Source organism: Exiguobacterium sp. AT1b (genome assembly GCF_000023045.1).
Classification (GTDB): Bacteria; Bacillota; Bacilli; order Exiguobacteriales; family Exiguobacteriaceae; genus Exiguobacterium.
Genome location: NC_012673.1, coordinates 2,590,056 through 2,613,918, shown reverse-complemented (window position 1 = coordinate 2,613,918; position 23,863 = coordinate 2,590,056). Strand labels below are relative to the sequence as shown.

The following is a 23,863-nucleotide window of genomic DNA, read 5'->3' as shown; positions in this document are numbered from 1 at the left end:
ATCGAATAACGGTCGATGGACCGAACTTTCCTACTCCATTCAGAAAGTCAGCTCCGAGGCGACTTCCGCGTCCATCCCTCGCAACCTTTCACCAAGCGGTCGCGTCTCTAAAAGGAATGGAGGATGCGTACTACTCCTCATCAATGCCATTCATCATATCTGTTAAATAATTGTAGCGACAGAAACGTCAGCAGTCAAGATTAGAGTGAAAACTCTTCTTGAAGCTCCTTGAACGTCGCCTCGACCGCTGCGATCGTCTTCTCGATATCCTCATCCGTATGAGCCGTCGAGAGGAACAATCCTTCAAACTGTGACGGTGGCAAGAATACGCCACGCGCCGCCATCTTCTGATAGTACGAACGGAACATCTCGAGGTTCGCCGATTTCGCTTTCTCGAAGTTCGTTACTTTCTCGTTCGTGAAGAAGAAACCGAACATCGAGCCGGCACGGTTCGTGTCGTGCGGGATGTTATATTTCTCACCGGCCTGCGTGAAGCCTTCCGCGAGACGGTCTGCCTTACGCTCGAACTCCTCGTAGTGCTCCGGTTTGAGTTGCGAGAGTGTCGTGTAACCGGCTATCATCGCAAGTGGGTTACCCGAGAGCGTCCCTGCTTGATAGATCGGACCTTGCGGTGCGATCTGTTCCATGATTTCACGTTTCCCGCCGTAAGCGCCGACCGGAAGTCCGCCGCCGATGACCTTACCGAGACATGTGAGGTCCGGTGTGACACCGAAGTACCCTTGGGCACAGTTGTATCCGACACGGAAGCCCGTCATGACCTCATCAAAGATAAGAAGCGCACCGTTTTGTTCTGTGATCTCACGAAGTCCTTCAAGGAATCCTGGTTGTGGTGGCACGAAGCCCATGTTTCCTGCGGCCGGTTCGACGATGACACCAGCGAGGTCGTCTCCGTATTTCTCAAACGCGACGCGGACTGCGTCCAAGTCATTGTAAGGCACCGTGAGCGTATGGCTCGCGAGTTCTTTCGGTACACCAGGTGAGTCCGGGAGACCGAGCGTTGCGACACCAGAACCGGCTTTGATGAGAAGCGAGTCGCCATGTCCATGGTAACATCCTTCGAATTTCAAAATCTTTGTCTTCCCGGTGTAGCCGCGTGCGAGGCGAAGTGCCGCCATCGTCGCTTCCGTACCCGAGTTGACCATACGGACCATCTCGATTGATGGGACGCGGTCGATGACGAGCTCTGCCATCTTCGTCTCGAGCTCGGTCGGCGTCCCGAACGTCCAGCCTTTTTCGGCTTGTTCTTGAATCGCTTTCGTGACGACCGGGTCACGGTGACCGAGGATGAGTGGTCCCCATGAGAGGACGTAATCGATATACTCGTTGCCGTCGATGTCATAGACGCGTGAGCCTTCACCGCGTTCGGCGAAGATTGGCGTCATGCCGACCGATTTGTAGGCACGGACCGGACTGTTGACACCGCCTGGCATGAGCGGGCGGGCTTGTTCGAACGCTTCTTGTGAGCGTGTTTGGTTATATGTCATGCGTAGTCTCCTTCCAAATAGCGACAGACGTCTTTTGCGAAATACGTGACGATGAGATCGGCACCGGCACGTTTGAATCCGACCATCGTCTCCATGACGATGCGTTCTTCGTCGACCCAGTCGTTGAGTGACGCGGCTTTGATCATCGCATACTCTCCGCTCACGTTATACGCCACGATCGGCATATCGAGTGAGTCGCGCATGTCACGGATGATATCCATGAACGCGAGAGCCGGTTTGACGATCATGAAGTCGGCACCTTGTTCCACATCCGATTGTGACTCGCGGAACGCCTCGCGACGGTTCGCCGGGTCCATCTGATACCCTTTACGGTCGCCTTCTCCAGGAGCTGATTGGGCTGCGTCACGAAACGGTCCGTAATAGGCTGATGCATATTTGACGCCGTAGCTCATGATTGGAATGTGGCTAAATCCGTTCTGGTCGAGACCTTCGCGGATAGCTGCGACGAATCCGTCCATCATCGAGCTCGGTGCGATGATATCGGCACCCGCCTGTGCTTGCGTGATCGCCGTCTGGACGTGAAGAGGTAGCGATGCGTCGTTATCGACGTCCCCATCCTTCACGAGACCACAGTGACCTGTCGACGTGTATTCACAGAGGCACGTATCGGCGATGACCGTTAGCTGTGGTGCCCACTCCTTCACTTTACGGATCGCCTCTTGGACGATACCGTGGTCATGATACGCTTCACTACCTTCTGGGTCTTTATGTTCCGGCACGCCGAACAAGAGCACAGATTGGAGACCGAGGTCGACGATTTCTTTGATCTCTTCTTCGAGTCGGTCAAGTGAATAATTGAAGACGCCAGGCATCGAGCTGACTTCACGTTTAATGTTAGTCCCTTCAATGATGAAGAGCGGGTAAATCAAATCTTCTTTTCGAACATGATTTTCACGTACGAGGGCACGCATCGACTTCGATGAGCGAAGACGACGGTGACGGTCAAACTGGTTCATGAAAAATCCTCCCCTACACACTGTATTAATGCATCCATAGTATAACATTCTGGCACTCGTATCGGTAACGTCGACACTTGTCGGACGGCGCGTTCGGTCACTTCGCCGATGGCGTACCACGTCCCGTTGAAGCGGGACAAGTATGGTGTGAGCGCCTCGACCGCCGACGGGCTCAAGACGAGCAACGCCTTTACGATTTCGAGTTGTTGCTGTTGCGCCGGTGTCAACGGCACTGGAACCGTCTCATAGACGACCCAGTCCTGTACATGAGGCAACATCGACATATGGGACGTGTTCGCCAAATTGCCACGCGCGAACAAGACGACGTCATCGGTTGACACGACATCGAGTAACTGCTTAAAGAGTGCCTCACCCGTATACGTCTCCGGCATGAGCGAGACGGTGAACCCCTCCGCTTCAAGCGCCCGCTTCGTCTTCTCCCCGACAGCGGCGACTTTGACGTCACGCGTCAGATTTTGAAGGGCGGGCACCGCGTTTTGACTCGTCACGACGAGCCAATCGAATCGTTCCACGGGTGGCGGGATGTGCGTCTCTTTCGTCTGAATGAGCGGGACATGATGAACGGAAAGACCGCTCGCCTCGAGCCGTGCCCGTTGCGAAGCGGTCATTCGTTTCGTTCCCGTGTACCATACGTCACTCATTGACCGAGGCGAGGATTTCACGCCCGCCACGACCGAGCAATTCTTCTGCGACTGCTTGTCCGAGTGCAACGCCGTCCGTTGACGTCTTCGTCACACGGAGCACTTCTTTCCCGTCCACTGACGCGATGAGGCCTGTGAGGGTCACATCGTCACCGTTGACCGTCGCATAACCGCCGACCGGAACGTGACAGCTTCCTTCGATGGCTTTCAAGAAGGTACGCTCCGCCGTCGCCGCTTTCGCCGTCACATCATCATGCAATAATTGAAGCACCGTTGTCACTTCTGCATCGTCCTTGCGGCTTTCGATGGCGAGTACGCCTTGTCCGACAGCCGGTACCATGACGTCCGGGTCGAGCGCTTCAAAGTCGACACGATCTGTCCACCCCATCCGCTCGAGTCCTGCTTTCGCGAGCAAGATGGCGTTGTAGTTCTCCGAGTCTAACTTTTTCAGACGCGTATCGATGTTTCCACGGATCCATTGAATCTCAAGGTCAGGACGTGCTGCCAAGATCTGAGCACCACGACGGAGTGAACTCGTTCCTACGATTGAACCTTTCGGAAGCGTCTCGAACGTGTAGCCGTTCTCACAGATGAGGACGTCACGCGCATCGACACGTTTCGGCATGCAGCTGATATAGAGTTCTTCTGGTAGTTCGGCCGGAACGTCTTTCATACTGTGTACGGCGAAATCGATGTCCCCATCGAGCATCTGTTGTTGAATCTCTTTGACGAACAGACCTTTCCCCCCGACTTTCGACAATTGCACGTCGACGATTTGGTCCCCTTTCGTCACGATTTCTTTAATCTCGAACTCGTTTGTTGCTCCAGCTTGTTTCAATTGCTCGATGACCCATTTTGTTTGAGTCATGGCGAGTTGGGAACGGCGTGAGCCGACAATGATTTTCCGCATGTTCAATCTCTCCTTCATAGAAAAAGGCGACACGCGTCGCCTTTTTGTCTTGTTAGCGCATCAATGCGCGAAGTGGTGCTTTGGCAGAAGTGGCATCTGTTTCTTCCACTTCGTCTACAGGTTGTTCCGGCAACTCGACATCGAGTCCGAACGTTTCGATGAATTGAGCGATTCGAACGTTCGCATCTGGTTGTGCCGCTGCATCTTTAATATAGTCGATCGGGTCACGAAGCATTTGGTTGATGATGGACTTCATATGCTTCCCGATGACTTTCTTGTCTCGTGCTGACAAGTGGTCGAGCTTACGCTCAAGACTCGTCATCGTATCTTCTTGAATATCAAGGGCACGGGCACGCAACTCGTTCATGATTGGGACAACACCCAGTGTGACGAGCCATGTTTGGAACTCTTGAATCGCTTCATCGATCTTCATTTCAATCTTTTCAGCCTCGACGAGACGCGCCTCAAGATTTTTGTTGACGATTCCGTTCAAATCATCGACATCGAACAAATGAACACCCGGAAGTGTCGCGACCGCTGGATCGATATCTCGCGGCACAGCGATGTCAATGAGAAGGAGCGGACGTTCACGACGCAACAACTGTGCAGCCGCCACATCGTCGTATCCGATGACCGCCTCTTTTGCGCCAGTCGAACTGATTAAAATATCCGCATCGAGTAATCCACATGCGATTTCACGAATCGAATGGGCACGACCTTTGAACTTGTCCGCGACAGCTTTTGCCTTGCTCTCCGTCCGGTTGAAGACAGCGATTTGTTTCGCACCGGCTTCAAATAAATTGAGTGTCGTCAATTCACCCGTTTCACCGGCTCCGACGACGACGACTTGTTTGTCTTCGAGCTGTTGATACATCTCTTGCGCAAGCGTCACGGCAGCCGAACTGACCGATACAGACATTTCCCCAATTTGCGTGTCCGTATGGGCGCGCTTGGCGAGTGTGACCGCTTCTTTGAATAATTTGTTGAAGACCGTTCCAGTCGTTCCATGCTCCTGGGCACGGAAGAAACTCGTCTTCACTTGACCTAAAATTTGTGTTTCCCCGATGATCATCGAGTCGAGGCCCGACGTGACACGGAACAAGTGGCGAATCGCCTCTTCCCCTTCTCGAATCGACAAGTATGGTGTGAACTGCTCCATCTCTAGGTTGAACCAGTTCGCCAAGAAACGTTTCGTGTAATAACGTCCAGTATGGAGTTGGTCTGTCACGACGTACAGCTCCGTCCGGTTACACGTAGACAAAATAACCGACTCGAAAATGCTCTTCTCTTCGCGAAGTGCAATCATCGCATCCACGATTTCTTGCTCCCCAAACGAGAACTGCTCCCGAATCGCGACAGGGGCTGTCTTGTTATTTAGTCCAACGACGACAATATGCATGTATCTCTTCCCCTCATCTAAAATCCACCGACGGTTATCTCTTCTTTATTTCAATCTCTACCGTACATTATAACAGTTCTTATCTGGTAACTATAATCTTCTGTTTGATTTTCCTGAAATAAAATAAGAACTTTTTGTGACAAAAAGAAGTAGAAATGGCGAAACTCCACTCCTACCCTTTCTTCTTATGGATTTGGCGAGTTCGGGTCCGTGATAATCGGACTCTCAGGCTCCTCTTTATCCAAATAATGTTCTCGTTCTCGTAATTTATAGATGCGAACGATATTCTGGACAACCGTTTTGGCGACCGCATAGAACGGTACAGCGATGAGCATTCCGATGATGCCGGCCAAATTCCCGGCCACGAGCAAGACAATGATGATCGTGAGCGGGTGTACTTTTAACGACTTCCCTTGAATGAGTGGCGAGATGACGTTCGACTCAATCTGTTGCACGACGATGATGACAACGATGACCCATAATACCTTGATTGGATCTTGAATGAATGCCACGACCACTGCTGGTGCAGCCCCTAGGAACGGTCCAACGTAAGGGATGATATTTGTTACCATCATGAAAAGTGCGAGCAAGATGGCATAATCTACACCGACGATCCATAGACCGATCAGTGACGTGATTCCGACGAAGAATGCGACGAGCAACTGAGCGTTGACGTAACTCCGCACCGTCTCGTGCATGTCATGCAAGATGTGACGTGTCTCTTTCTCATAGCTCGATGGTAAGAGTTTGACGATAGCGTCCGGCAAGCGTTTCCCGTCGAGCAACATGTAGAGAAGCATGAACGGAATGACGACGATCGTGATGACAGCTGACGTCACGAATCCGACGACTTGACCGAATGATGAGGCAATGTTTCCGAATAAGTCTCCTAAGTACGACGTAATGTTCGTCGTCAAGTTACGGAACATCTCGTCATTTTCTGCCATGAAGCGTGCAAAGAACTCATTTTGTAGCAACGTGTCACGGACAGCGAACGCCTGTTTCTGAAGTTCTTTTGCGATACTCGGCATAGCGTTGACGAGCGACGTGATTTGTTCGCCTAAAACCGGTCCGAGAATACTGAAGACAAGTGTAAAAATAAGCACGAGTCCGATCAGTGTGATGGCTACAGCTAGTGTTCTCTTCCCTTTTAAGCGTTTCTCTAAGAAGTCGACAATCCCGACCAGGAAATAAAAGAAGAGTCCGGCCACAATAAGCGGAACCGTGACGAGTGCCAAAATAACTTGAATCGGTTCAAACACGAATGAGATCTGTGTCCCGACCCAAATGACTAAAAAGATGGTCAGCGTCCAAAAGAGGGCGCGATACCATTTGTTTTCAAACATGCGTTGCATTTCTCCACCTCGTTTACAATGATGACTATGTACTAACTATGATTATACGATAATTACCCGCTTGCGGGCTGACAAAAACAAAAAGGCGAAGGAATCCCTTCGCCTTCTCCTTATTCGCCTTCTGTGATGAGTGCGTAAATCGCTTTCCACGCCTCGTCTTTTCCTTCTGCCGTCTCGGCTGAGAAGGCGACAAAACGGTCAGATGGATCGAATTGAAGCTTGCGTTTCACCGCTGCCTCATGTTTTTGACGCTGACTCTTCTTGATTTTATCGAGCTTCGTCGCCACAACGATGACCGGAATCTCATAATGTTTCAAGAAATTGTACATCGTCACATCGTCACCCGTCGGATCATGACGGATATCGACGAGTAAGACGACGCCACGAAGCGCCTCTTGGCTCGTCAAGTACTGCTCCATCATGACGCCCCACTTCTCACGTTCCGTCTTCGATACTTTCGCGTATCCATATCCCGGAACGTCAACGAACATGATCTCATCATTGATGTTGAAGAAGTTAAGGGTCTGTGTCTTTCCTGGTTTCGAAGACGTCCGTGCGAGCGCCTTCCGTTGGCAAATCTTATTGATGAACGACGATTTCCCGACGTTCGACCGCCCGGCAAGTGCCACTTCCGGCAATTCATGGACCGGGTAATGGTCTGGCGCGACGGCACTCGTCACGAACTCTGCTTTGTTGATCTTCATTTAATTTCCTCCAAATGCTACATCTAGTACTTCATCGAGTGTCGTCACGGGAACGAACGTCAATTTCTCACGAACCGTCTCTTGAATATCATCGATGTCTCGCTCATTATCTTTCGGAATGACGATGGTCGTCAACCCGGCTCGATGAGCAGCGAGCGCTTTTTCTTTCAATCCGCCGATCGGCAAGACACGTCCACGGAGTGTGATCTCACCTGTCATCCCGACATCACGATGGACTTTCTTCCCGGTCAATGCGGAAATCAAGGCCGTCGCAATCGTGATTCCCGCCGACGGTCCGTCTTTTGGCACGGCACCCTCTGGCACGTGAATGTGAATGTCTTGTCGCTCATAGAACGTCGGGTCAATCCCGAACCGCTCTGCGTTTGCACGGACATAGCTATATGCTGTTTGTGCCGACTCCTGCATCACATCACCGAGTTTCCCCGTCAACTGAAGTTTGCCTTTCCCTGGAGCGAGCGCCACTTCGATTGTGAGCGTGTCGCCACCAAACGCCGTGTAGGCAAGGCCTGTCACCGCACCGATGGAGTCCTCGGTCTCCCCTTTTCCGTAGCGATACTTCGGCTTCCCGAGATACGTGATGATCGCCTTTTTCGAAATCGTGACCCGTTTCTTCTCCCCGATGGCGATTTGTTTCGCGGCTTTTCGGCAGAGTGATCCGATGACGCGTTCTAAGTTCCGGACGCCGGCTTCACGTGTGTAACGACGGACGACTTCATAGAGCGCATCTTCTTTAATCGTCAACTGACTCTTCTTCAATCCGTGCTCTGCCAATTGTTTCGGCACCAAGTGGCGCTTCGCGATCTCTACTTTCTCAAGCTCTGTGTACCCACCGATTTGAATCAATTCCATCCGGTCAAGAAGCGGTGCTGGGATTTGTGAGACATCGTTTGCCGTCGCGATAAAGAGAACGTTCGACAAATCGAACGGTTCTTCGATGTAGTGGTCCGAGAAGGAGACGTTTTGTTCCGGGTCGAGCACTTCTAGCATCGCGGACGCCGGGTCCCCTCTGAAGTCAGAAGCCATCTTGTCGATCTCATCGAGCAAGAAGACCGGGTTTTTGCTTTCCGCTTGCTTCAGCCCACGGATGATCCGTCCTGGCATCGCACCGATATACGTACGACGGTGCCCACGGATTTCCGCCTCATCACGCACCCCACCGAGTGAGACACGAACGAAGTGACGTTCGAGTGCCGAGGCGATCGAGCGGGCGAGCGACGTCTTCCCGACCCCTGGAGGTCCGGCGAGACAGAGGATCGGTCCACGAAGCGAGTTCGTCAACTGACGGACGGCCAAATACTCGAGGATACGGTCTTTTACCGATTCCAAACCGTAATGGTCATCGTCGAGGACGTCTGCCGCATGTTTCACGTCAAGCTTGTCTTCCGTCTCAATGCCCCACGGAAGAGAGGTGACCCAGTCGAGGTAGTTACGGATGACCGCATACTCCGGAGACGTCTGCGGCACGACGTTCAATCGTTCCGCTTCACGCATCACGTTCTTCCGTGTCGTCTCTGGCAAGTCGAGCGCCTCTAACTTCTCACGGAGGCGGTTCGGTTCTGACTCTTGCGTCTGGTCTCCGAGTTCTTGCTGGATCGTCTTCATCTGTTCCCGTAAGTAATACTCGCGCTGCGACTGCTCAATCGACTTCTTCGTCCGCTCGCGCATCTCTTGCTCGAGCTCAATGACTTCGACCTCGTGTGCAATGATTTCAAGCAATTCAAGTCCTCGCTTGACGGCATCTGCTTCTTCGAGCATCGCTTGGCGAAGCTCGACGTCGACATCGAGTTTTGACGTGATATAGTCCGTGAGCGATTCAAGCCGCTCATACATCTCGAAACGACGACGCTCATCTGGCGACATGCCCTTAATGTTTGCGACAAGTTTTCCGAACTGTTCTTTTAACAGACGGACGAGTGCCGTACGTTCGACCTCTTCCCCTTCTGCGAGTTCGACCGGCTCGATATTGGCGAACCATCCTTCATCTGTCGATTCGATCGAGTCGACACGGACGCGCTCTTTCCCGACGATTCGAACCCGAATCGTCTCGTTCGACAGTTCACTCATCTTCGCAATATGGACACGCGTTCCAACCGTGTATAGGTCTTCCGGTTCCGGTGACTCGTTCCCTGTTTCTTTCTGCGTCACGACAATCAAATCTGTTTCATGCTCCTTTGCGGCAAGGAGCGCCCGAAGGGATAACGGGCGTCCGACATCGATGGTCACACCGATGAGCGGATATACGACGACTCCTCGCAAAGGAAGGATTGGTAATTTTTCCATATACAACGCCTCCTGTGCAAAAAGGCCCAAAACTCGGATGTGCCGAGTGTTTGAGCCTTCTTCGTTAACAAATTATGCTGTCTCTTTGTTGTCCCCTGTCTGTTCGACAGTACCGTCACGAAGGACGTATTTCGGACCGGCAAGACCCGTAATCGTTTCATCCGTGATGATGACTTTCTCGATATCGTCACGCGATGGGACGGTGAACATCACATCGAGCATCATTTCTTCGATAATCGAGCGGAGACCGCGCGCGCCAGTCTTACGTTTGATCGCAAGTTTGGCGATTTCGATCAATGCTTCGTCTGTGAACGTCAATTCGACATCGTCAAGCTCGAGCATTTTCTCGTACTGACGGACGAGTGCATTTTTCGGCTTCGTCAAGATTTCAACGAGTGCTTCCTCATCGAGTGTCGTGAGCGTCGCCATGACTGGCAAACGTCCGATGAACTCAGGAATCAAACCGAATTTTTGAAGGTCTTCAGGGAGTGCGCGGGCGAGCAAGTCTTCTTGCGTCAACTCGCGATTCTCTTGATCGTTTCCGAAACCGATGACTTTCTTCCCGATGCGGCGTTTGACGACCGATTCGATGCCGGCGAATGCGCCACCGACAATGAAGAGAATGTTTGTCGTGTCGATTTGGATAAATTCTTGATGCGGATGCTTCCGTCCACCTTGTGGTGGTACGCTCGCTGTCGTGCCTTCAAGAATTTTAAGGAGCGCCTGCTGAACGCCTTCACCGGATACATCACGCGTAATCGATGGGTTTTCAGACTTACGGGCAATCTTATCGATCTCATCGATGTAGATGATCCCTTTTTCAGCTTTCTCGACATCATAGTCAGCCGATTGAATCAATTTGAGCAAGATATTCTCAACGTCTTCTCCGACGTAACCTGCTTCCGTCAAGCTCGTCGCATCTGCGATTGCGAATGGGACGTTCAAGACGCGAGCCATCGTCTGAGCGAGAAGCGTCTTCCCGCTACCCGTTGGTCCAATCATGACGATGTTCGACTTCGCAAGTTCGACATCATCTGAACGACCGCCGGCGTTGATGCGTTTATAGTGGTTATAGACAGCTACTGAAAGCGCACGTTTGGCGCGGTCTTGACCAATGACATAATCGTCTAGGATGTTACGAATCTCTTGTGGTTTTGGAATGTCTTTGAATTCGACTTCTTCCTCTACACCGAGCTCTTCCTCAACAATTTCATTGCAAAGTTCGATACATTCATCGCAAATGTATACGCCAGGACCGGCGACTAACTTACGAACTTGTTCTTGCGATTTTCCGCAAAACGAGCACTTGAGTTGCCCCTTTTCCTCGTTAAATTTGAACATTCGATACACCCCTTCTGTGGTGAAAATGGATGTAAGTGCGATAAATCGCGATTTGAATTTTCTGGTGCGATGCACCGCGAAAAGACATTTTACATCTCTGCGTTGAAATAATTGTAGCATGAACATATTGCGACTTCAAAGAATTACACATGCAATGTGCTGTGACAGAAAAAAGGACGACCGCTAGGCAGTCGTCCCTTCGAATATCAGCTTACTTCGCTTTACCGTTTTCAACGAGGATGTCGATCGCTTTACGGAATTTGAGGTCACCTTTAAGTGTCTCAAGTCCGCCTTGCGGAGCGAGCATCGTACGGAGTTGGTCCGGTGCGATGTTGTAAAGTTTAGACATTTCTTCAAGCTCTTTCTCAGCATCTTCGTCAGATACTTCGATTGCTTCTTTGTCAGCGATTGCTTTCAAGACGAGACGAGCTTTTACGCGCTCTTCAGCTTGCTCTTTCATCTCTTCGCGCATTGCTTCTTCAGAAGTACCAGTGAGTTCGAAGTACATGTTAAGGTCGATTCCTTGTGAAGATACACGTGAACCGAACTCTTGTACCATGCGGTCTACTTCTTGTTCAACGAGAACTTCAGGTACGTCGATTGTCGCGTTAGCAGTTGCCTGCTCTACGAGTTGGTCGCGCATTGTACCTTCAGCTTCTTGTTTCTTACCAGCTTCTAAACGCTCACGGATGCTTGCTTTCAACTCGTCGAGTGTCGAAACAGACTCGTCGATGTCTTTTGCAAACTCGTCGTCGAGTTCAGGAACTTGTTTTGTTTTGACTTCGTGAAGTTTGACTTTGAATGTCGCTGGTTTACCCGCCAAGTTTTCAGCGTGGTACTCTTCAGGGAATGTTACTTCAACGTCTTTTTCTTCACCAGCAGTCATGCCGATCATTTGCTCTTCGAATCCTGGGATGAATTGACCAGAACCGATTTCGAGTGTGTAGTTCTCAGCTGTGCCGCCTTCGAACTGCTCACCGTCAGCGAAACCTGCGAAATCAAATACAGCTGTATCGCCGTTTTCGATTGCACCTTCTTTAACAGCGAGTTCTGCGCCTTGCTGTTGAAGTGCTTCAAGTTCTGCTGTTACTTCGTCTTCTGTTACTTCAGTTGAAACAGCTTCGTACTCGAGGCCTTTGTATTCGCCAAGCTCAGCTTCTGGCTCAACCACGAATGTCACTTTGAAAGCGACTGGTTTGCCTTTCTCGAGCGTGCCGTCTACATCGATGTTTTCGAGCGCGATTGGTTCGAAACCAGCTTCTTCAACCGCACCTTGGATTGTGTCGCGGTAGAGAATGTCGAGCGCATCTTGATAGAGTGCTTCTTCCCCATACATTTTGTTGAACATTGGGCGTGGCAATTTCCCTTTACGGAAGCCAGGCACGTTCAAGTCTTTGACGACTGTTTTAAATGCGGCGTCAACTGCTTTATCAAAAGCTTCTGCAGGAGCTTCGTACGTGAGTACGCCTTGGCTACCTGATGTTTTTTCCCATTTTGCTGTCATGCTAAGTCCCTCCAACAATTCGTTTATACCGTACAAAAATGTACAACAATCCGTATTATAGCATAAATCCTCGGTAAGCACACAAGGATTTAGTCTAATAACGCCTGTGTAAAGCGAAGATCCGCCTCTAAAATCGCCGCGGCTAAACCGTCGACTGATTCGTCATGTAAAATCGCTTGTTTCGCCTGTACGAGCGCCTGTTCCACGTCCGCTTTTTCGGCCGGCACATATGGATAATGCGTATACATGTAATTCATCAACAGCTGGGTCCCGATCTCATCGCCCTCAACTGATTTTTGAAGAGAAAAGACGGTCTTCTCCCACGTTTCAATCTGCGCTTTCGCTTCCGCTTGTGTCATCTTGTTCGAAGTGTCCCCATCCGTCCATTCGATGACTTCTAGTTCGGCGTACGCTTTTTCCAACACGATCAGTTTGACGAGCTTCGGACGCTCCGACACGAGCAATTCATGAAGCACATTGTCGAGCACGGGGTCGATTTGAAAGTGAACATGTTGTAACGCTTCAATCTGTTCCCCCGTACTCCCTCGCGTCAGCGTTCGCTTCAACTTGGCGATCGCCGCCGGAAACTCGGTCATCTTCAACACTTGAAGTACCTGGTGTGCCTGGGTGTTGACCGTATCCTTCTTGTCCTGCCATTCGAGATACTGGTTGATCCAGTGCGCCGCTTCAAACGGTTGGTCCCGCATGATGTAATACTGCGCAATCTGCAGCCCTCCTGAGGCCGGTTCTTCCGCCTCGGCCACATGGATGCCGACAAGTTCCTGCAGTTTCTCGAGTGTCTCCGGGTCGTCCGGTCGTTCCATTGCACATTGGAAGATTTCCATGAAAATAAACGGGTCACCTGGAATCGTCTGATACCAATCCCATAAAATCGGTTCGATCCGCTGTCGTTCCCCAGAAGCATCTGCCTCCTGAATCATCTTATGCAGACGCGCCCAATTCCCCGGGAACGGATAGTCCTGGTCCTTTTCCTTCTCCATCTTCCCTCACCCTCTCTTCCATTCCCCTTCATCTTCCGTTAGGACGCGATTCCTTGTCAATCGATTTCCCGGAAAATGAAAAAAGAGACGTTCTCCGTAGAGAGCGTCTCTATTTTAATGGAAGCGTCCCAAGAGGGATTCGAACCCCCGACCGACGGCTTAGAAGGCCGTTGCTCTATCCTGCTGAGCTATTGGGACATTGACATGAAAACTATAATAGAAAAATGGTTTCCTGTCAATCGATTTCCCATTCGAAACTCATAGTTTTCCTGAGATGTCCAAGTCTTCAACGTGAGAACCGTCTTCTGAACGATAGAAACGCACTGTTGCTTCTCCCGCTTCAAGGTCGAGTAACGCATACGTTTTGTCCGTTCGTCCTCGCGGCATACGAATCGAACCTGGGTTGATGTAGACGACCCCGTCCTCGATCAGCGCACCTGCCACATGCGAGTGACCGAACAAGACGACATTCGCCCCCACTTCTTCAGCCCGGTAACGCAGCCGATTCAAATCGAATTTGACGTCATGATGGTGCCCGTGAACGATTAAGATTGTACCGGCATCCGTCGTCTCGATTCGTTCAAGGGGAAGGTCTCCCCCAAAATCACAGTTCCCACGGACCGTTCGATACGGCAACAAATGTTCATCGACAAGTGCGAGTTGTGAATCGCCGCAATGGAACGCGTCATCGATTTCCGCCTCGTGTCGTTCAAAAATCGTCGTCAACTCTTCGGTCAACCCATGACTATCACTCACTATTAGAAAACGCATAAGCTTCATCCTTTCATGAATGGTATGATTTCTGCCTCCAGTTTTCGTAGTGCCTGTCCACGGTGGCTGACGACCGCCTTCTCGTCACGTTCCAATTCTGCCGCTGTCTTATGAAGCGATGGGACGATAAAGAGTGGATCGTATCCAAAACCATTTTCACCTTGTGGGGAATAACCGATTGTCCCTTCGATTGTTCCACGAACGGTCAACGTCTCTCCGCTCGGTTTCGCAAGGCAGAGCGCACAGACGAAACGAGCCGTACGATTCGTCTCTCCGTTCAATTTTTCAAGAAGAAGAGCGTTGTTCGCCTCGTCTGACTTTTCTGGACCTGCAAAACGGGCCGAGTATACTCCCGGTGCCCCGTCAAGCGCGTCGACTTCAAGACCGGAGTCATCCGCGAGGACGGCATGCCCAAAGTAAGCTGCCGCCTCCGTCGCTTTTAACGCCGCATTCTCTTCAAACGTCGTGCCGGTCTCATCCGTCTCTGGCGCATCCGGATAGTCGAGGAGTGACTCGACCTCGAATCCGAGCGGCGTCAACATCCCTTCGAGTTCTTTCACTTTTCCAGGATTGTGTGTCGCAATGATCAACTTCATAATGTCTCCTCCGAACGTTCCCCGACGTACCACCAAGAAGCACCGAGTGCCGCTTCCGCCGTCTTGAATAATGATTCGATGCCGTGTTGCGCGAGTGCGAGCATCTCGTTCATCTCTTGTAGCGTGAACGTCGCCTCTTCCCCTGTACCTTGTACTTCGACGAACCGACCGCTTGCCGTCATGACGACATTCATGTCGACCTCTGCTGCGGCATCTTCTAGGTAATCCAAGTCCAAGACAAGCTCGTCCGTTCGCCCGACAGAAATCGCAGCCACACCTTCTTTAATCGGTGTATCTTCAAGTTTCCCTTGGCGAATCAAGCGATCGACGGCCAACACGAGCGCGCAAAAGCCACCTGTGATGGAAGCCGTCCGAGTGCCGCCATCCGCTTGAATGACGTCACAGTCGACCCAAATCGTCCGTTCACCGAGACGTTCTAAGTCCACGACCGAGCGGAGCGACCGGCCAATCAAACGCTGAATCTCCATCGTTCGTCCCGATTGTTTTCCACGTACCGATTCCCGGACAGTACGGTCTCCCGTCGCCCGTGGGAGCATCGCATATTCTGCATTGATCCACCCTTGTTTCTTTCCGCGAAGGAAATTCGGTACCCGTTCCTCAACGGTCGCGGTACAGATGACTTTCGTATCGCCGATTGAAATCAATACGGACCCTTCCGCATGCTTGTTCACGTGCGGCACAATCTCGACTGGGCGCAGTTCATCAAATCGTCTCGCATCACGCAATGCCGGTCACCTCGACTTTCTCCGCATGAACCGGACGCCCGAGCCATTCGCTCGCGAGTCGGTCAAATAGTTCGATATCACCCGTCGCATAGAAGGCATGTTCCGGGACTGCATCCAATCCATTCTCAAGTTCCTGATAATCGAGCATCGCAGCCACTTCAAGCGCCGTCTCGTCACCTGATGAGATGAGGTGGACGTCCGGTCCGACCACATCTTGAATGACTGGGGCAAGGAGTGGGTAATGCGTACAACCGAGAATCAACGTATCCATCTCGGATGGCTGAAGTGGACGAAGTGTTTCCTCCACCACTTGACGCACGCGCTCTCCAGACACTTCTCCAGCCTCTACGAGCGGGACGAACGGCGGGCACGCGAGTGAATACACATCGACCTCACCTGCCACGTGACGTAACGCCTTCTCATATGAACCGCTCTCAATCGTCATCTTCGTACCGATGACACCGATGTGCTTGTTGCGCGTCCCTTTGACAGCCGCGCGGGCACCCGGGTCGATGACACCGATGACCGGGATGTCGAGACGTTTACGCGCCTCTTTCAATACGACCGCGGTCGCCGTATTACAGGCGATGACAATCATCTTGACGTCTTTCTTCAATAAAAATTCAATCAATTCCCATGTATATGCTTCAATCTCATCGTGCGGACGCGGCCCGTATGGACAGCGTTCAGTATCTCCGATATAGACGATTTCTTCTTTAGGGAGTTGGCGCATCAATTCTTTGACTACCGTCAATCCGCCGACTCCTGAATCGAGGACTCCAATCGCTCGTTTCATTTGCATCACTTCCATTCTCACCTATCTTACCAAAAAACCTCGGACGGAAAAAGAAACGTTCCCATGACAAAAAAAGACGAGGTCGCCAGTGGCGCCTCGTCCCTTACCCGAATTACTGAGCAAGACCTTCGCTAGTGAGCATGTCAGAAAGCGTGTTGATCGCTTCTTCTGCATCTTCACCTTCAGCAGTGATCTTGATTGTAGAATCTTTTGCGATACCGAGTGAAAGTACACCCATGATCGACTTCAAGTTAACTGTTTTACCATTGTACTCGAGGTTGATGTCTGACTGGAACTTAGAAGCTGTGTTAACCAACTGAGTAGCTGGACGAGCGTGAATTCCTGAATCAGCAACGACTGTGAACGTTTTTTCCATGAGATGATGGTCTCCCTTCAAAATTCAATTCTACAGGCGAACCAGCAGAATATTTTTTGTTTGTGAACTCATTATCAAATGATAGCGGATTCGCAAAAATTCTGCAAGCGGTTTTTATATTCCGGAGTCCATTCCGTAGGACGGCCTTCCTTCGTTAAATGAACGAGGCTTGTCCGTCCGGCGAAGAGGAGTTGCTCTCCGTCATATGCCCCGTAATGAATATCACATGAAGTGTTTCCGACCGTCAAGATATTGGCATGCACAGTCAGCTGTTGACGTGGCATGACTTGTCGAACATAGTCACATTGCGCATCGGCGACGACGACGAATCCGTCCTTCAAGGAGAATCCTGTCGCCTCTAACAACTCGATCCGGGCATCTTCGAAATAGATGAACGGAATTGTATTGTTCATGTGACCATACGGGTCGCACTCCGAAAAGCGAACTTTCACATCGAGCGCGATCCCTCTTTTGACACGTGTTTCCCAACCTGGCTCTCGAAAGTACTTGGTCATCGGCTCGCTTACGCCTCGACCGCAGAACCGGTGCGACCTTTGTCACTACCGAAGAACTGTTTGAACGAGTGAAGCGTCGTTTGACGGTTCATCGAAGCGATCGACGTCGTGAGCGGGATGCCCTTCGGACAAACTTCGACACAGTTTTGTGCGTTTCCGCACTGCATGATGCCACCGTCTTCCATAAGTGCCTCGAGGCGGTCTTCGGCGTGGAAGGCACCTGTTGGGTGTGAGTTGAAGAGTCGGACTTGCGAAATCGCCGCTGGACCGATGAAGTCCGATTTGTCGTTCACGTTCGGACACGCTTCAAGACAAACGCCACACGTCATACATTTCGATAATTCGTACGCCCATTGACGTTTGTTCTCCGGCATACGCGGTCCTGGACCGAGGTCGTATGTGCCATCGATCGGGACCCATGCCTTCACTTTTTTCAACGCGTCGAACATGCGTTGACGGTCGACTTGAAGGTCACGGATGACCGGGAACGTCTTCATCGGCGCAAGACGGATCGGTTGCTCGAGTTTATCGACGAGTGCCGTACACGATTGGCGCGGCTTCCCGTTGATGATCATCGAACAGGCACCACATACTTCTTCAAGACAGTTCATGTCCCAGTTGATCGGTGTCGTCTTGTCCCCGTTCGCGTTGACCGGGTTACGGCGGATTTCCATCAATGCCGAGATGACGTTCATGTTTGGACGGTATGGTACCGTGAATTCTTCCGTATACGTCGCTTGATCCGGTCCATCTTGGCGTTCAATGATGAAGCGGATGTCTTTTTGTTCAGATTGCATTGGCGTCGTCATTTCGTCTTCGCCCCTTTCTTCGAGTAATCCCGTTTACGTGGCGGGATTAACGAAACATCGATGTCTTCATACGAGATATCGACTTCCCCATCTTTGTAACGTGCCATCGTCGTCTTCATGAACTGCTCATCATTACGTTCCGGGAACTCCGGTTTGTAATGGGCCCCACGGCTCTCGTCCCGCTTGAGTGCGCCAAGTGTGATGACGCGTGCGAGGTCGAGCATGTGGTCGAGTTGACGAATGAACGATGCCCCTTGGTTGCTCCAACGTGCCGTATCCGTAGCTGAGATCTTATGGAAACGTTCACGCAATTCTTGGATTTTCTTGTCGGTCGCTTCAAGTTTGTCATTGTAGCGAACAACTGTGACGTTGTCCGTCATCAGTTCACCGAGTTCACGGTGAATCTGATACGCATTCTCTGTTCCATCCATCGCAAGGATGTTGTTGAATCGCTCGATTTCTTCACGTTCGTTGAAGTTAAAGAGCGCTTCTGAGACGCTTTCTGTCGCTTGGTCAAGACCACGCATGTAGTTGACGGCCGCAGGCCCTGCTTCCATTCCGCCATGTACGGCTGAAAGAAGCGAGTTCGCACCGAGACGGTTTGCCCCGTGCATCGAGTAGTCACATTCGCCTGCTGCGAAGAGACCCGGAATGTTCGTCATCTGATCGTAGTCGACCCATAGTCCGCCCATCGAATAGTGGACTGCCGGGAAGATTTTCATCGGTACTTTACGTGGGTCGTCCCCTACGAATTTCTCGTAGATTTCGAGGATTCCACCGAGTTTGATGTCGAGTTCTTTCGAATCTTTATGAGACAAGTCGAGGTAAACCATGTTCTCGCCGTTGACGCCGAGTTTTTGGTTGACACATACGTCGAAGATCTCACGTGTCGCGATGTCACGCGGTACGAGGTTTCCGTAAGCTGGATATTTCTCTTCGAGGAAGTACCATGGCTTCCCGTCTTTATATGTCCAGACACGTCCACCTTCTCCACGAGCCGACTCACTCATGAGACGAAGTTTGTCGTCCCCCGGAATCGCCGTCGGGTGAATTTGGATGAACTCCCCGTTCGCGTAGACCGCGCCTTGGCGGTAAACCGCTGCCGCTGCCTGTCCTGTGTTGATGACCGAGTTAGTCGACTTACCGAAGATGACCCCTGGGCCACCTGTCGCCAAGATGACCGCATCCGATGGGAACGCTTTAATTTCCATGGAGCGCAAATCCTGACAGACTGCACCGCGGCAGATGCCTTCTTCGTCGATGACGGCGCGAAGGAATTCCCATCCTTCATACTTCTCGACGAGACCTTGCGCTTCGTAACGACGAACCTGCTCATCGAGTGCATAGAGAAGTTGCTGTCCTGTCGTCGCTCCAGCATATGCCGTACGGTGGTGAAGCGTTCCACCGAAACGACGGAAGTCTAAGAGACCTTCTGGCGTACGGTTGAACATGACGCCCATCCGGTCGAACATGTGAATGATTTTCGGAGCATTCTCCGCCATCTTTTGGACAGGCGGTTGGTTGGCGAGGAAGTCGCCTCCGTATACCGTGTCGTCAAAGTGTTGCCAAGGAGAGTCACCTTCCCCTTTCGTGTTGACGGCCCCGTTAATCCCACCTTGGGCACAAACTGAATGTGAACGCTTGACCGGTACAAGCGAGAATAGTTTTACCGGAACACCCATCTCTGCCGACTTGATTGTCGCCATGAGTCCAGCTAGACCGCCACCGATGACGATCAAACTTTGATTTGCCATGTAAAATTCCCCCTAATTACAAGATGCCTGCAAACGTCAAAATCGAACGGATGCCGACAAAAGATAGTGCCAAGAACACGACACCTGATACGTAGCTCATGAGACGTTGCGAACGAGGTGACTGTGTGATACCCCACGTGATCGAGAACGACCAAAGACCGTTCGCGAAGTGGAACGTAGCCGAAAGAATTCCGACTATGTAGAAGATCAACATGAGCGGGTTGTCGACGATGTTTTGCATCATCTCCGCATTGACTTCTACCCCGCGCAATTTCGCAAGACGCGTTTCCCAAACGTGCCAAGCGATGAAGATCACGAGGAAAACTCCTGTGAAGCGTTGGAAGAGATACAACCAGTTACGTGCGTATGAATAGCGGTTCGAGTTGATTGACCCGAGAAACGCATAGTACACGCCGTACACCCCGTGGAAAATCATCGGCAATGCGATAATTGTCACTTCAAGGAAGTACAAATACGGTAAGTTCTCCATGAATTTTGCTGCTTTGTTGAATGACTCCACCCCATCGACGATGTAGTAGTTGACCGACAAATGGACGATCAAAAACAAACCGATTGGAATGACCCCAAGTAGCGAATGGACTTTACGACTGAAGTAGTCACGATGCGCTGCCATTCTAGTTCCCCCTTTTCACGAGCATTGGCTCGTATTGTCAATAAAAGCGTTTTCAAATGCAGATATAGCTTTCTGTCTCCTATTCTACTCTTGTGAAAATTGTATGACAAGACAACCTAGCCGATTTGTGCCACATTCTTTTCAAAAATACAGGATGACCAAATTCCAATTGGTCGTTATAATGATATAGAGAGATTGGAGTGATGGGATAGAATGGAAACGATGAGCCAACCAATTTTCGCGATTGAACTGCTTCGCGACTATGTGTTGACGGATTTGCTTGGCGAAGATTACGCCCAAGTCATCTATTGGTCAGGAAAACGGGTCGCCCGTAAATTCCCGACGATGTCCGACGATGAACTGACTGCTTTCTTCGCAGAGGCAGGTTGGGGCGAGTTGACAATCAAGAAGGAACGTGGGAGCAAGTTTACTTATGAATTGATCCCACCACCTGCGACTCAGGCCAAAGCGACAGGATACTATCAGCTTGAAGCTGGATTTTTAGCCGAACAGATTGCAGGTCGTTTCCAGTGCGTCGCGGAAGGGTATGCCGATCCAACCCGAAAAGCTGTCCAAATCACCGTCCAACTAGACCGAAAAGACGACTACGAATAAGAGTCGATGCCAAACGCATCGACTCTTATTTTTGTTTCCGCTGAAGTTGTTGACGCATGTAGCGACGGAATTCATTGAGTTCTTGTCGATGAAACGTCACACTTCCCCCTTCATAGTTCCGAGTCGCCTTACGAACAACTTCGACAATATTTCCTGGAAAATGTCCGTTCTTCACTAACCAATGGAGTGCTTCTTGTTTTGAGAGCAGAACACGTTCTTGTTCATAGGCCAGGCCACGTATCAAGTTCAATACGCTATACACCGTCTGTTCTTCAATCGAGTCAAGACAATCGAGCGCATCCGCTCGAATCGCATCAGAAAAATGAGCTGAATCGAATCCAGAAAGGAGTTTATGAAGCGGTTGCCCTCGCCATGTGATACCACGCTCTAAAATCACTAGGACGTGAGCCGCCAAATCAGGATCGGTAAATCCTTGTTGCAATTCGGTTCTTTCTTCCCTACTAGCTTCTTCAAAACGTGAACGCCACCCTTCACTATAGTGAAACTCAAAAGGACTTGGATGATACCAATCTTCTAGCTGCGCCATCGTCATGATGCTCAGTTCGAGCGGATATGGTTCGTTGGAGTACGAGAGACAGCAGTCGATGAGTTTTTGTCGTTCCTCCCGAGTCAATGCGTTTGATACGACGAGCAACAAATCTACATCACTTCGTTTCGGATGAAAACCACCCATCGCTAATGATCCATGAATATATATATGCTGAACGGTTGGTAGAAATTCATCAATCGCTCTCACGAATGAAGCGATTGTATTCTCCACGTCTGTCGTAATCTGTCTCATTCATCCGTCTCCTCATGCACGTACTGAAGCACGGTCTCCGCTAATTTTTCCGGCAATCCCGCTTCCTTCAATTGTTCGAGCGATGCCAGACGAATCTGTTTCATCGACCCGAAATGGCGGATAAGCTGTTGACGGCGTTTCGGACCGACACCCGGAATCTCATCGAGGATCGACTTCGTCATCTTCTTCGTCCGTAAGCTGCGGTGGAACGTGATGGCGAAACGGTGGACCTCATCTTGCATCCGCTGCAACAGATAAAAAGCGCTCGAGCGTGGATGGAGCTCGACAACGCCCCCACCTTCCCCGAATAACAGTTGGCTCGTTCGATGTCGGTCATCCTTTTTGAGCGAGCCGACCGGCAAGTCGAGCCCGAACTCGTTTTGGATGACGTCGAGCGCCGCATTCAATTGTCCAATCCCCCCATCGATCAGTAGGAGATCGGGTAGTCGCTTGTCTTCCGTCAACAGGCGACGGAATCGTCGCCGGACGACTTCACGCATCGTTTCGTAATCGTCTGGTCCTTGGACCGTCCGAATCTTATATTTCCGATATTCTTTTTTGAGCGGCTTCCCGTCTTCAAAGACGACAAGTGCCGACACCGCGTCCGCCCCCTGAATGTTGGCGTTGTCGATGATGTCGACACGTGACAAGTTGGGGATGCCAATCGCTTCCCCGAGTTCACGCATCGCGAGCAACGTCCGCTCTTCATCTCGGGCGAGTAGCTCGAACTTCTCGTTCAAGGCGATTGTCGCATTCTTCGTCGCTAAATCAAGCAACTGTTTCTTCGCCCCTCGTTTCGGCTGCATCACTTTCGTTCCGATGGCGTCATTCAGTAAATCGAGCCGGACCGTCTCGGGTACGAGAATTTCTTTTGGCACGACGTTTTGTTCATAAAACTGAACGATGAAACTTTCGAGTTCTTCCGAAGGCTCTCCATGCATCGGGAAGAGCGAGACATCTCGCTCAATCATCTTCCCGCCACGCATATAGAATACTTGTACGCACATCCAGCCTCGGTCGAGCGTATAGCCGAAGACGTCACGGGCCGTCGGGTCGGCCGTGATCATGTTCTGTTTGTTCATAATCGATTCGACTGCTCGAATTTGGTCGCGTAGTTCAGCCGCACGCTCGAACTGCATGTCCTCAGCGGCACGTCCCATCTCGACGTTCAGCTTCGTGAGCGTCTCGCTCGTCTCCCCGTTCAGGAAGCGTCGGATTTCCTGAACAATCTCTTTTTGCGAATCCGTATCGACTGCCAACTCACAAGGACCTAAACATTGCCCGATATGATAATACAGACAGAGTTTCTTCGGCATCGGCTGACATTTCCGCAGCGGATACAGTTTATCGAGAAGACGTTTCGTCTCGTTCGCCGCATAGGCGTTCGGATACGGTCCAAAGTAATGCCCGCCGTCTTTTTTCAATTTCCGCGTCGTCAATAAACGTGGATACGGTTCGTTCGTAATTTTGATATATGGGTACGTCTTGTCGTCCTTCAGGCGAATGTTGTACTTCGGGTCGTGCTTTTTGATGAGCGTCATTTCGAGTAATAACGCCTCGAGTTCACTCGCCGTCACAATGTACTCGAAGTCACGGATCTCTGCGACGAGGCGCATCGTCTTAATGTCGTGTGCACCCGTGAAATAGGAACGCACCCGGTTCTTCAAGTTTTTTGCCTTCCCTACATAGATGACCTCGCCATATTCATTTTTATGCAAATAACAACCCGGCTCATCCGGGAGCAGTGCTAATTTATGCTTAATGTGGTCGCTATGACTCAATTCCATTCA

Annotated in this window: 23 protein-coding genes, 1 tRNA gene and 1 other annotated feature (1 of these 25 running past the window's edge); of the genes, 1 reads left to right on the top strand and 23 read right to left on the bottom strand. The window is 50.9% G+C overall.

Features of this window, described 5'->3' with window-relative positions; all coding sequences use genetic code 11:
* Positions 1–153 (bottom strand) — a binding site (T-box leader); it reaches 69 nt to the left of the window's first position.
* A gap of 47 nt (positions 154–200) precedes the next feature.
* From hemL to EAT1B_RS13445, 21 genes are all read right to left on the bottom strand, one after another.
* Positions 201–1,505, bottom strand: coding sequence for a glutamate-1-semialdehyde 2,1-aminomutase (gene hemL / locus EAT1B_RS13545; protein ID WP_015881121.1), 1,305 nt, complete (start codon positions 1,503–1,505; stop codon positions 201–203).
* A complete protein-coding gene (gene hemB, locus EAT1B_RS13540) occupies positions 1,502–2,482 on the bottom strand; it encodes a porphobilinogen synthase (protein ID WP_015881120.1) in 981 nt (326 codons plus the stop codon). The genes hemL and hemB overlap by 4 nt, the downstream gene beginning before the upstream one ends.
* On the bottom strand, positions 2,479–3,111 hold the full coding sequence (locus EAT1B_RS13535; RefSeq protein WP_015881119.1) for a uroporphyrinogen-III synthase: 633 nt from the start codon (positions 3,109–3,111) through the stop codon (positions 2,479–2,481). The genes hemB and EAT1B_RS13535 overlap by 4 nt, the downstream gene beginning before the upstream one ends.
* Before the next feature lie 25 nt (positions 3,112–3,136).
* On the bottom strand, positions 3,137–4,054 hold the full coding sequence (hemC, locus tag EAT1B_RS13530) for a hydroxymethylbilane synthase (protein ID WP_015881118.1): 918 nt from the start codon (positions 4,052–4,054) through the stop codon (positions 3,137–3,139).
* Between the two features lie 52 nt (positions 4,055–4,106).
* Positions 4,107–5,453 carry a glutamyl-tRNA reductase gene (gene hemA, locus EAT1B_RS13525; protein ID WP_015881117.1) on the bottom strand — a complete coding sequence of 449 codons (1,347 nt, stop codon included), beginning with the start codon at positions 5,451–5,453 and terminating at the stop codon, positions 4,107–4,109.
* Positions 5,454–5,638: 185 nt separating this feature from the next.
* Positions 5,639–6,808, bottom strand: coding sequence for an AI-2E family transporter (locus tag EAT1B_RS13520; RefSeq protein ID WP_015881116.1), 1,170 nt, complete (start codon positions 6,806–6,808; stop codon positions 5,639–5,641).
* A gap of 110 nt (positions 6,809–6,918) precedes the next feature.
* Positions 6,919–7,512 carry a ribosome biogenesis GTP-binding protein YihA/YsxC gene (gene yihA, locus EAT1B_RS13515; protein ID WP_015881115.1) on the bottom strand — a complete coding sequence of 198 codons (594 nt, stop codon included), beginning with the start codon at positions 7,510–7,512 and terminating at the stop codon, positions 6,919–6,921.
* A complete protein-coding gene (gene lon / locus EAT1B_RS13510) occupies positions 7,513–9,813 on the bottom strand; it encodes an endopeptidase La (protein ID WP_015881114.1) in 2,301 nt (766 codons plus the stop codon). It lies immediately after the preceding gene.
* Between the two features lie 72 nt (positions 9,814–9,885).
* Positions 9,886–11,154, bottom strand: coding sequence for an ATP-dependent protease ATP-binding subunit ClpX (gene clpX / locus EAT1B_RS13505; RefSeq protein WP_015881113.1), 1,269 nt, complete (start codon positions 11,152–11,154; stop codon positions 9,886–9,888).
* 211 nt (positions 11,155–11,365) lie between these two features.
* Positions 11,366–12,658, bottom strand: a complete 1,293-nt coding sequence (tig, locus tag EAT1B_RS13500; RefSeq protein WP_015881112.1) for a trigger factor — start codon at positions 12,656–12,658, stop codon at positions 11,366–11,368.
* 89 nt (positions 12,659–12,747) lie between these two features.
* A complete protein-coding gene (locus EAT1B_RS13495; protein ID WP_015881111.1) occupies positions 12,748–13,659 on the bottom strand; it encodes a hypothetical protein in 912 nt (303 codons plus the stop codon).
* A gap of 124 nt (positions 13,660–13,783) precedes the next feature.
* A tRNA-Arg gene (locus tag EAT1B_RS13490) sits at positions 13,784–13,857 on the bottom strand.
* Between the two features lie 60 nt (positions 13,858–13,917).
* On the bottom strand, positions 13,918–14,430 hold the full coding sequence (locus tag EAT1B_RS13485; RefSeq protein WP_015881110.1) for a metallophosphoesterase family protein: 513 nt from the start codon (positions 14,428–14,430) through the stop codon (positions 13,918–13,920).
* A 5-nt stretch (positions 14,431–14,435) separates the two neighbouring features.
* The gene (locus EAT1B_RS13480) at positions 14,436–15,026 is read right to left on the bottom strand and encodes an XTP/dITP diphosphatase (protein WP_015881109.1); all 591 of its coding nucleotides are present in this window, start codon (positions 15,024–15,026) and stop codon (positions 14,436–14,438) included.
* Positions 15,023–15,772, bottom strand: a complete 750-nt coding sequence (gene rph / locus EAT1B_RS13475) for a ribonuclease PH (protein ID WP_015881108.1) — start codon at positions 15,770–15,772, stop codon at positions 15,023–15,025. Before rph ends, EAT1B_RS13480 begins: the two co-directional genes overlap by 4 nt.
* A complete protein-coding gene (gene racE, locus EAT1B_RS13470; protein WP_031421380.1) occupies positions 15,765–16,568 on the bottom strand; it encodes a glutamate racemase in 804 nt (267 codons plus the stop codon). Before racE ends, rph begins: the two co-directional genes overlap by 8 nt.
* 112 nt (positions 16,569–16,680) lie before the next feature.
* Complete coding sequence (locus EAT1B_RS13465) at positions 16,681–16,944, bottom strand: phosphocarrier protein HPr (RefSeq protein WP_015881106.1); 264 nt, start codon at positions 16,942–16,944, stop codon at positions 16,681–16,683.
* Positions 16,945–17,018: 74 nt separating this feature from the next.
* The gene (locus tag EAT1B_RS13460) at positions 17,019–17,459 is read right to left on the bottom strand and encodes a thioesterase family protein (RefSeq protein WP_015881105.1); all 441 of its coding nucleotides are present in this window, start codon (positions 17,457–17,459) and stop codon (positions 17,019–17,021) included.
* Positions 17,460–17,467: 8 nt separating this feature from the next.
* On the bottom strand, positions 17,468–18,256 hold the full coding sequence (gene sdhB / locus EAT1B_RS13455) for a succinate dehydrogenase iron-sulfur subunit (protein WP_193343274.1): 789 nt from the start codon (positions 18,254–18,256) through the stop codon (positions 17,468–17,470).
* 8 nt (positions 18,257–18,264) lie between these two features.
* Entirely contained in the window at positions 18,265–20,022 is a 1,758-nt protein-coding gene (gene sdhA / locus EAT1B_RS13450; RefSeq protein ID WP_015881103.1) for a succinate dehydrogenase flavoprotein subunit, read from the bottom strand.
* A 16-nt stretch (positions 20,023–20,038) separates the two neighbouring features.
* Positions 20,039–20,656 (bottom strand): succinate dehydrogenase cytochrome b558 subunit, encoded by a 618-nt coding sequence (locus EAT1B_RS13445; RefSeq protein ID WP_015881102.1) that lies wholly within the window; start codon positions 20,654–20,656, stop codon positions 20,039–20,041.
* 222 nt (positions 20,657–20,878) lie between these two features.
* On the opposite strand from EAT1B_RS13445, the gene EAT1B_RS13440 reads away from it, so the two are divergent.
* The gene (locus EAT1B_RS13440; RefSeq protein ID WP_230233887.1) at positions 20,879–21,271 is read left to right on the top strand and encodes a YslB family protein; all 393 of its coding nucleotides are present in this window, start codon (positions 20,879–20,881) and stop codon (positions 21,269–21,271) included.
* 25 nt (positions 21,272–21,296) lie between these two features.
* Here the strand turns inward: EAT1B_RS13440 and EAT1B_RS13435 are convergent, their stop codons facing one another.
* Both EAT1B_RS13435 and uvrC read right to left on the bottom strand, forming a co-directional pair.
* The gene (locus tag EAT1B_RS13435; protein WP_015881100.1) at positions 21,297–22,073 is read right to left on the bottom strand and encodes an aminoglycoside adenylyltransferase domain-containing protein; all 777 of its coding nucleotides are present in this window, start codon (positions 22,071–22,073) and stop codon (positions 21,297–21,299) included.
* Positions 22,070–23,860: an excinuclease ABC subunit UvrC gene (uvrC, locus tag EAT1B_RS13430; RefSeq protein WP_031421372.1), complete on the bottom strand. Its 1,791-nt coding sequence runs from the start codon at positions 23,858–23,860 to the stop codon at positions 22,070–22,072. The genes EAT1B_RS13435 and uvrC overlap by 4 nt, the downstream gene beginning before the upstream one ends.
* Positions 23,861–23,863: the final 3 nt, after the last annotated feature.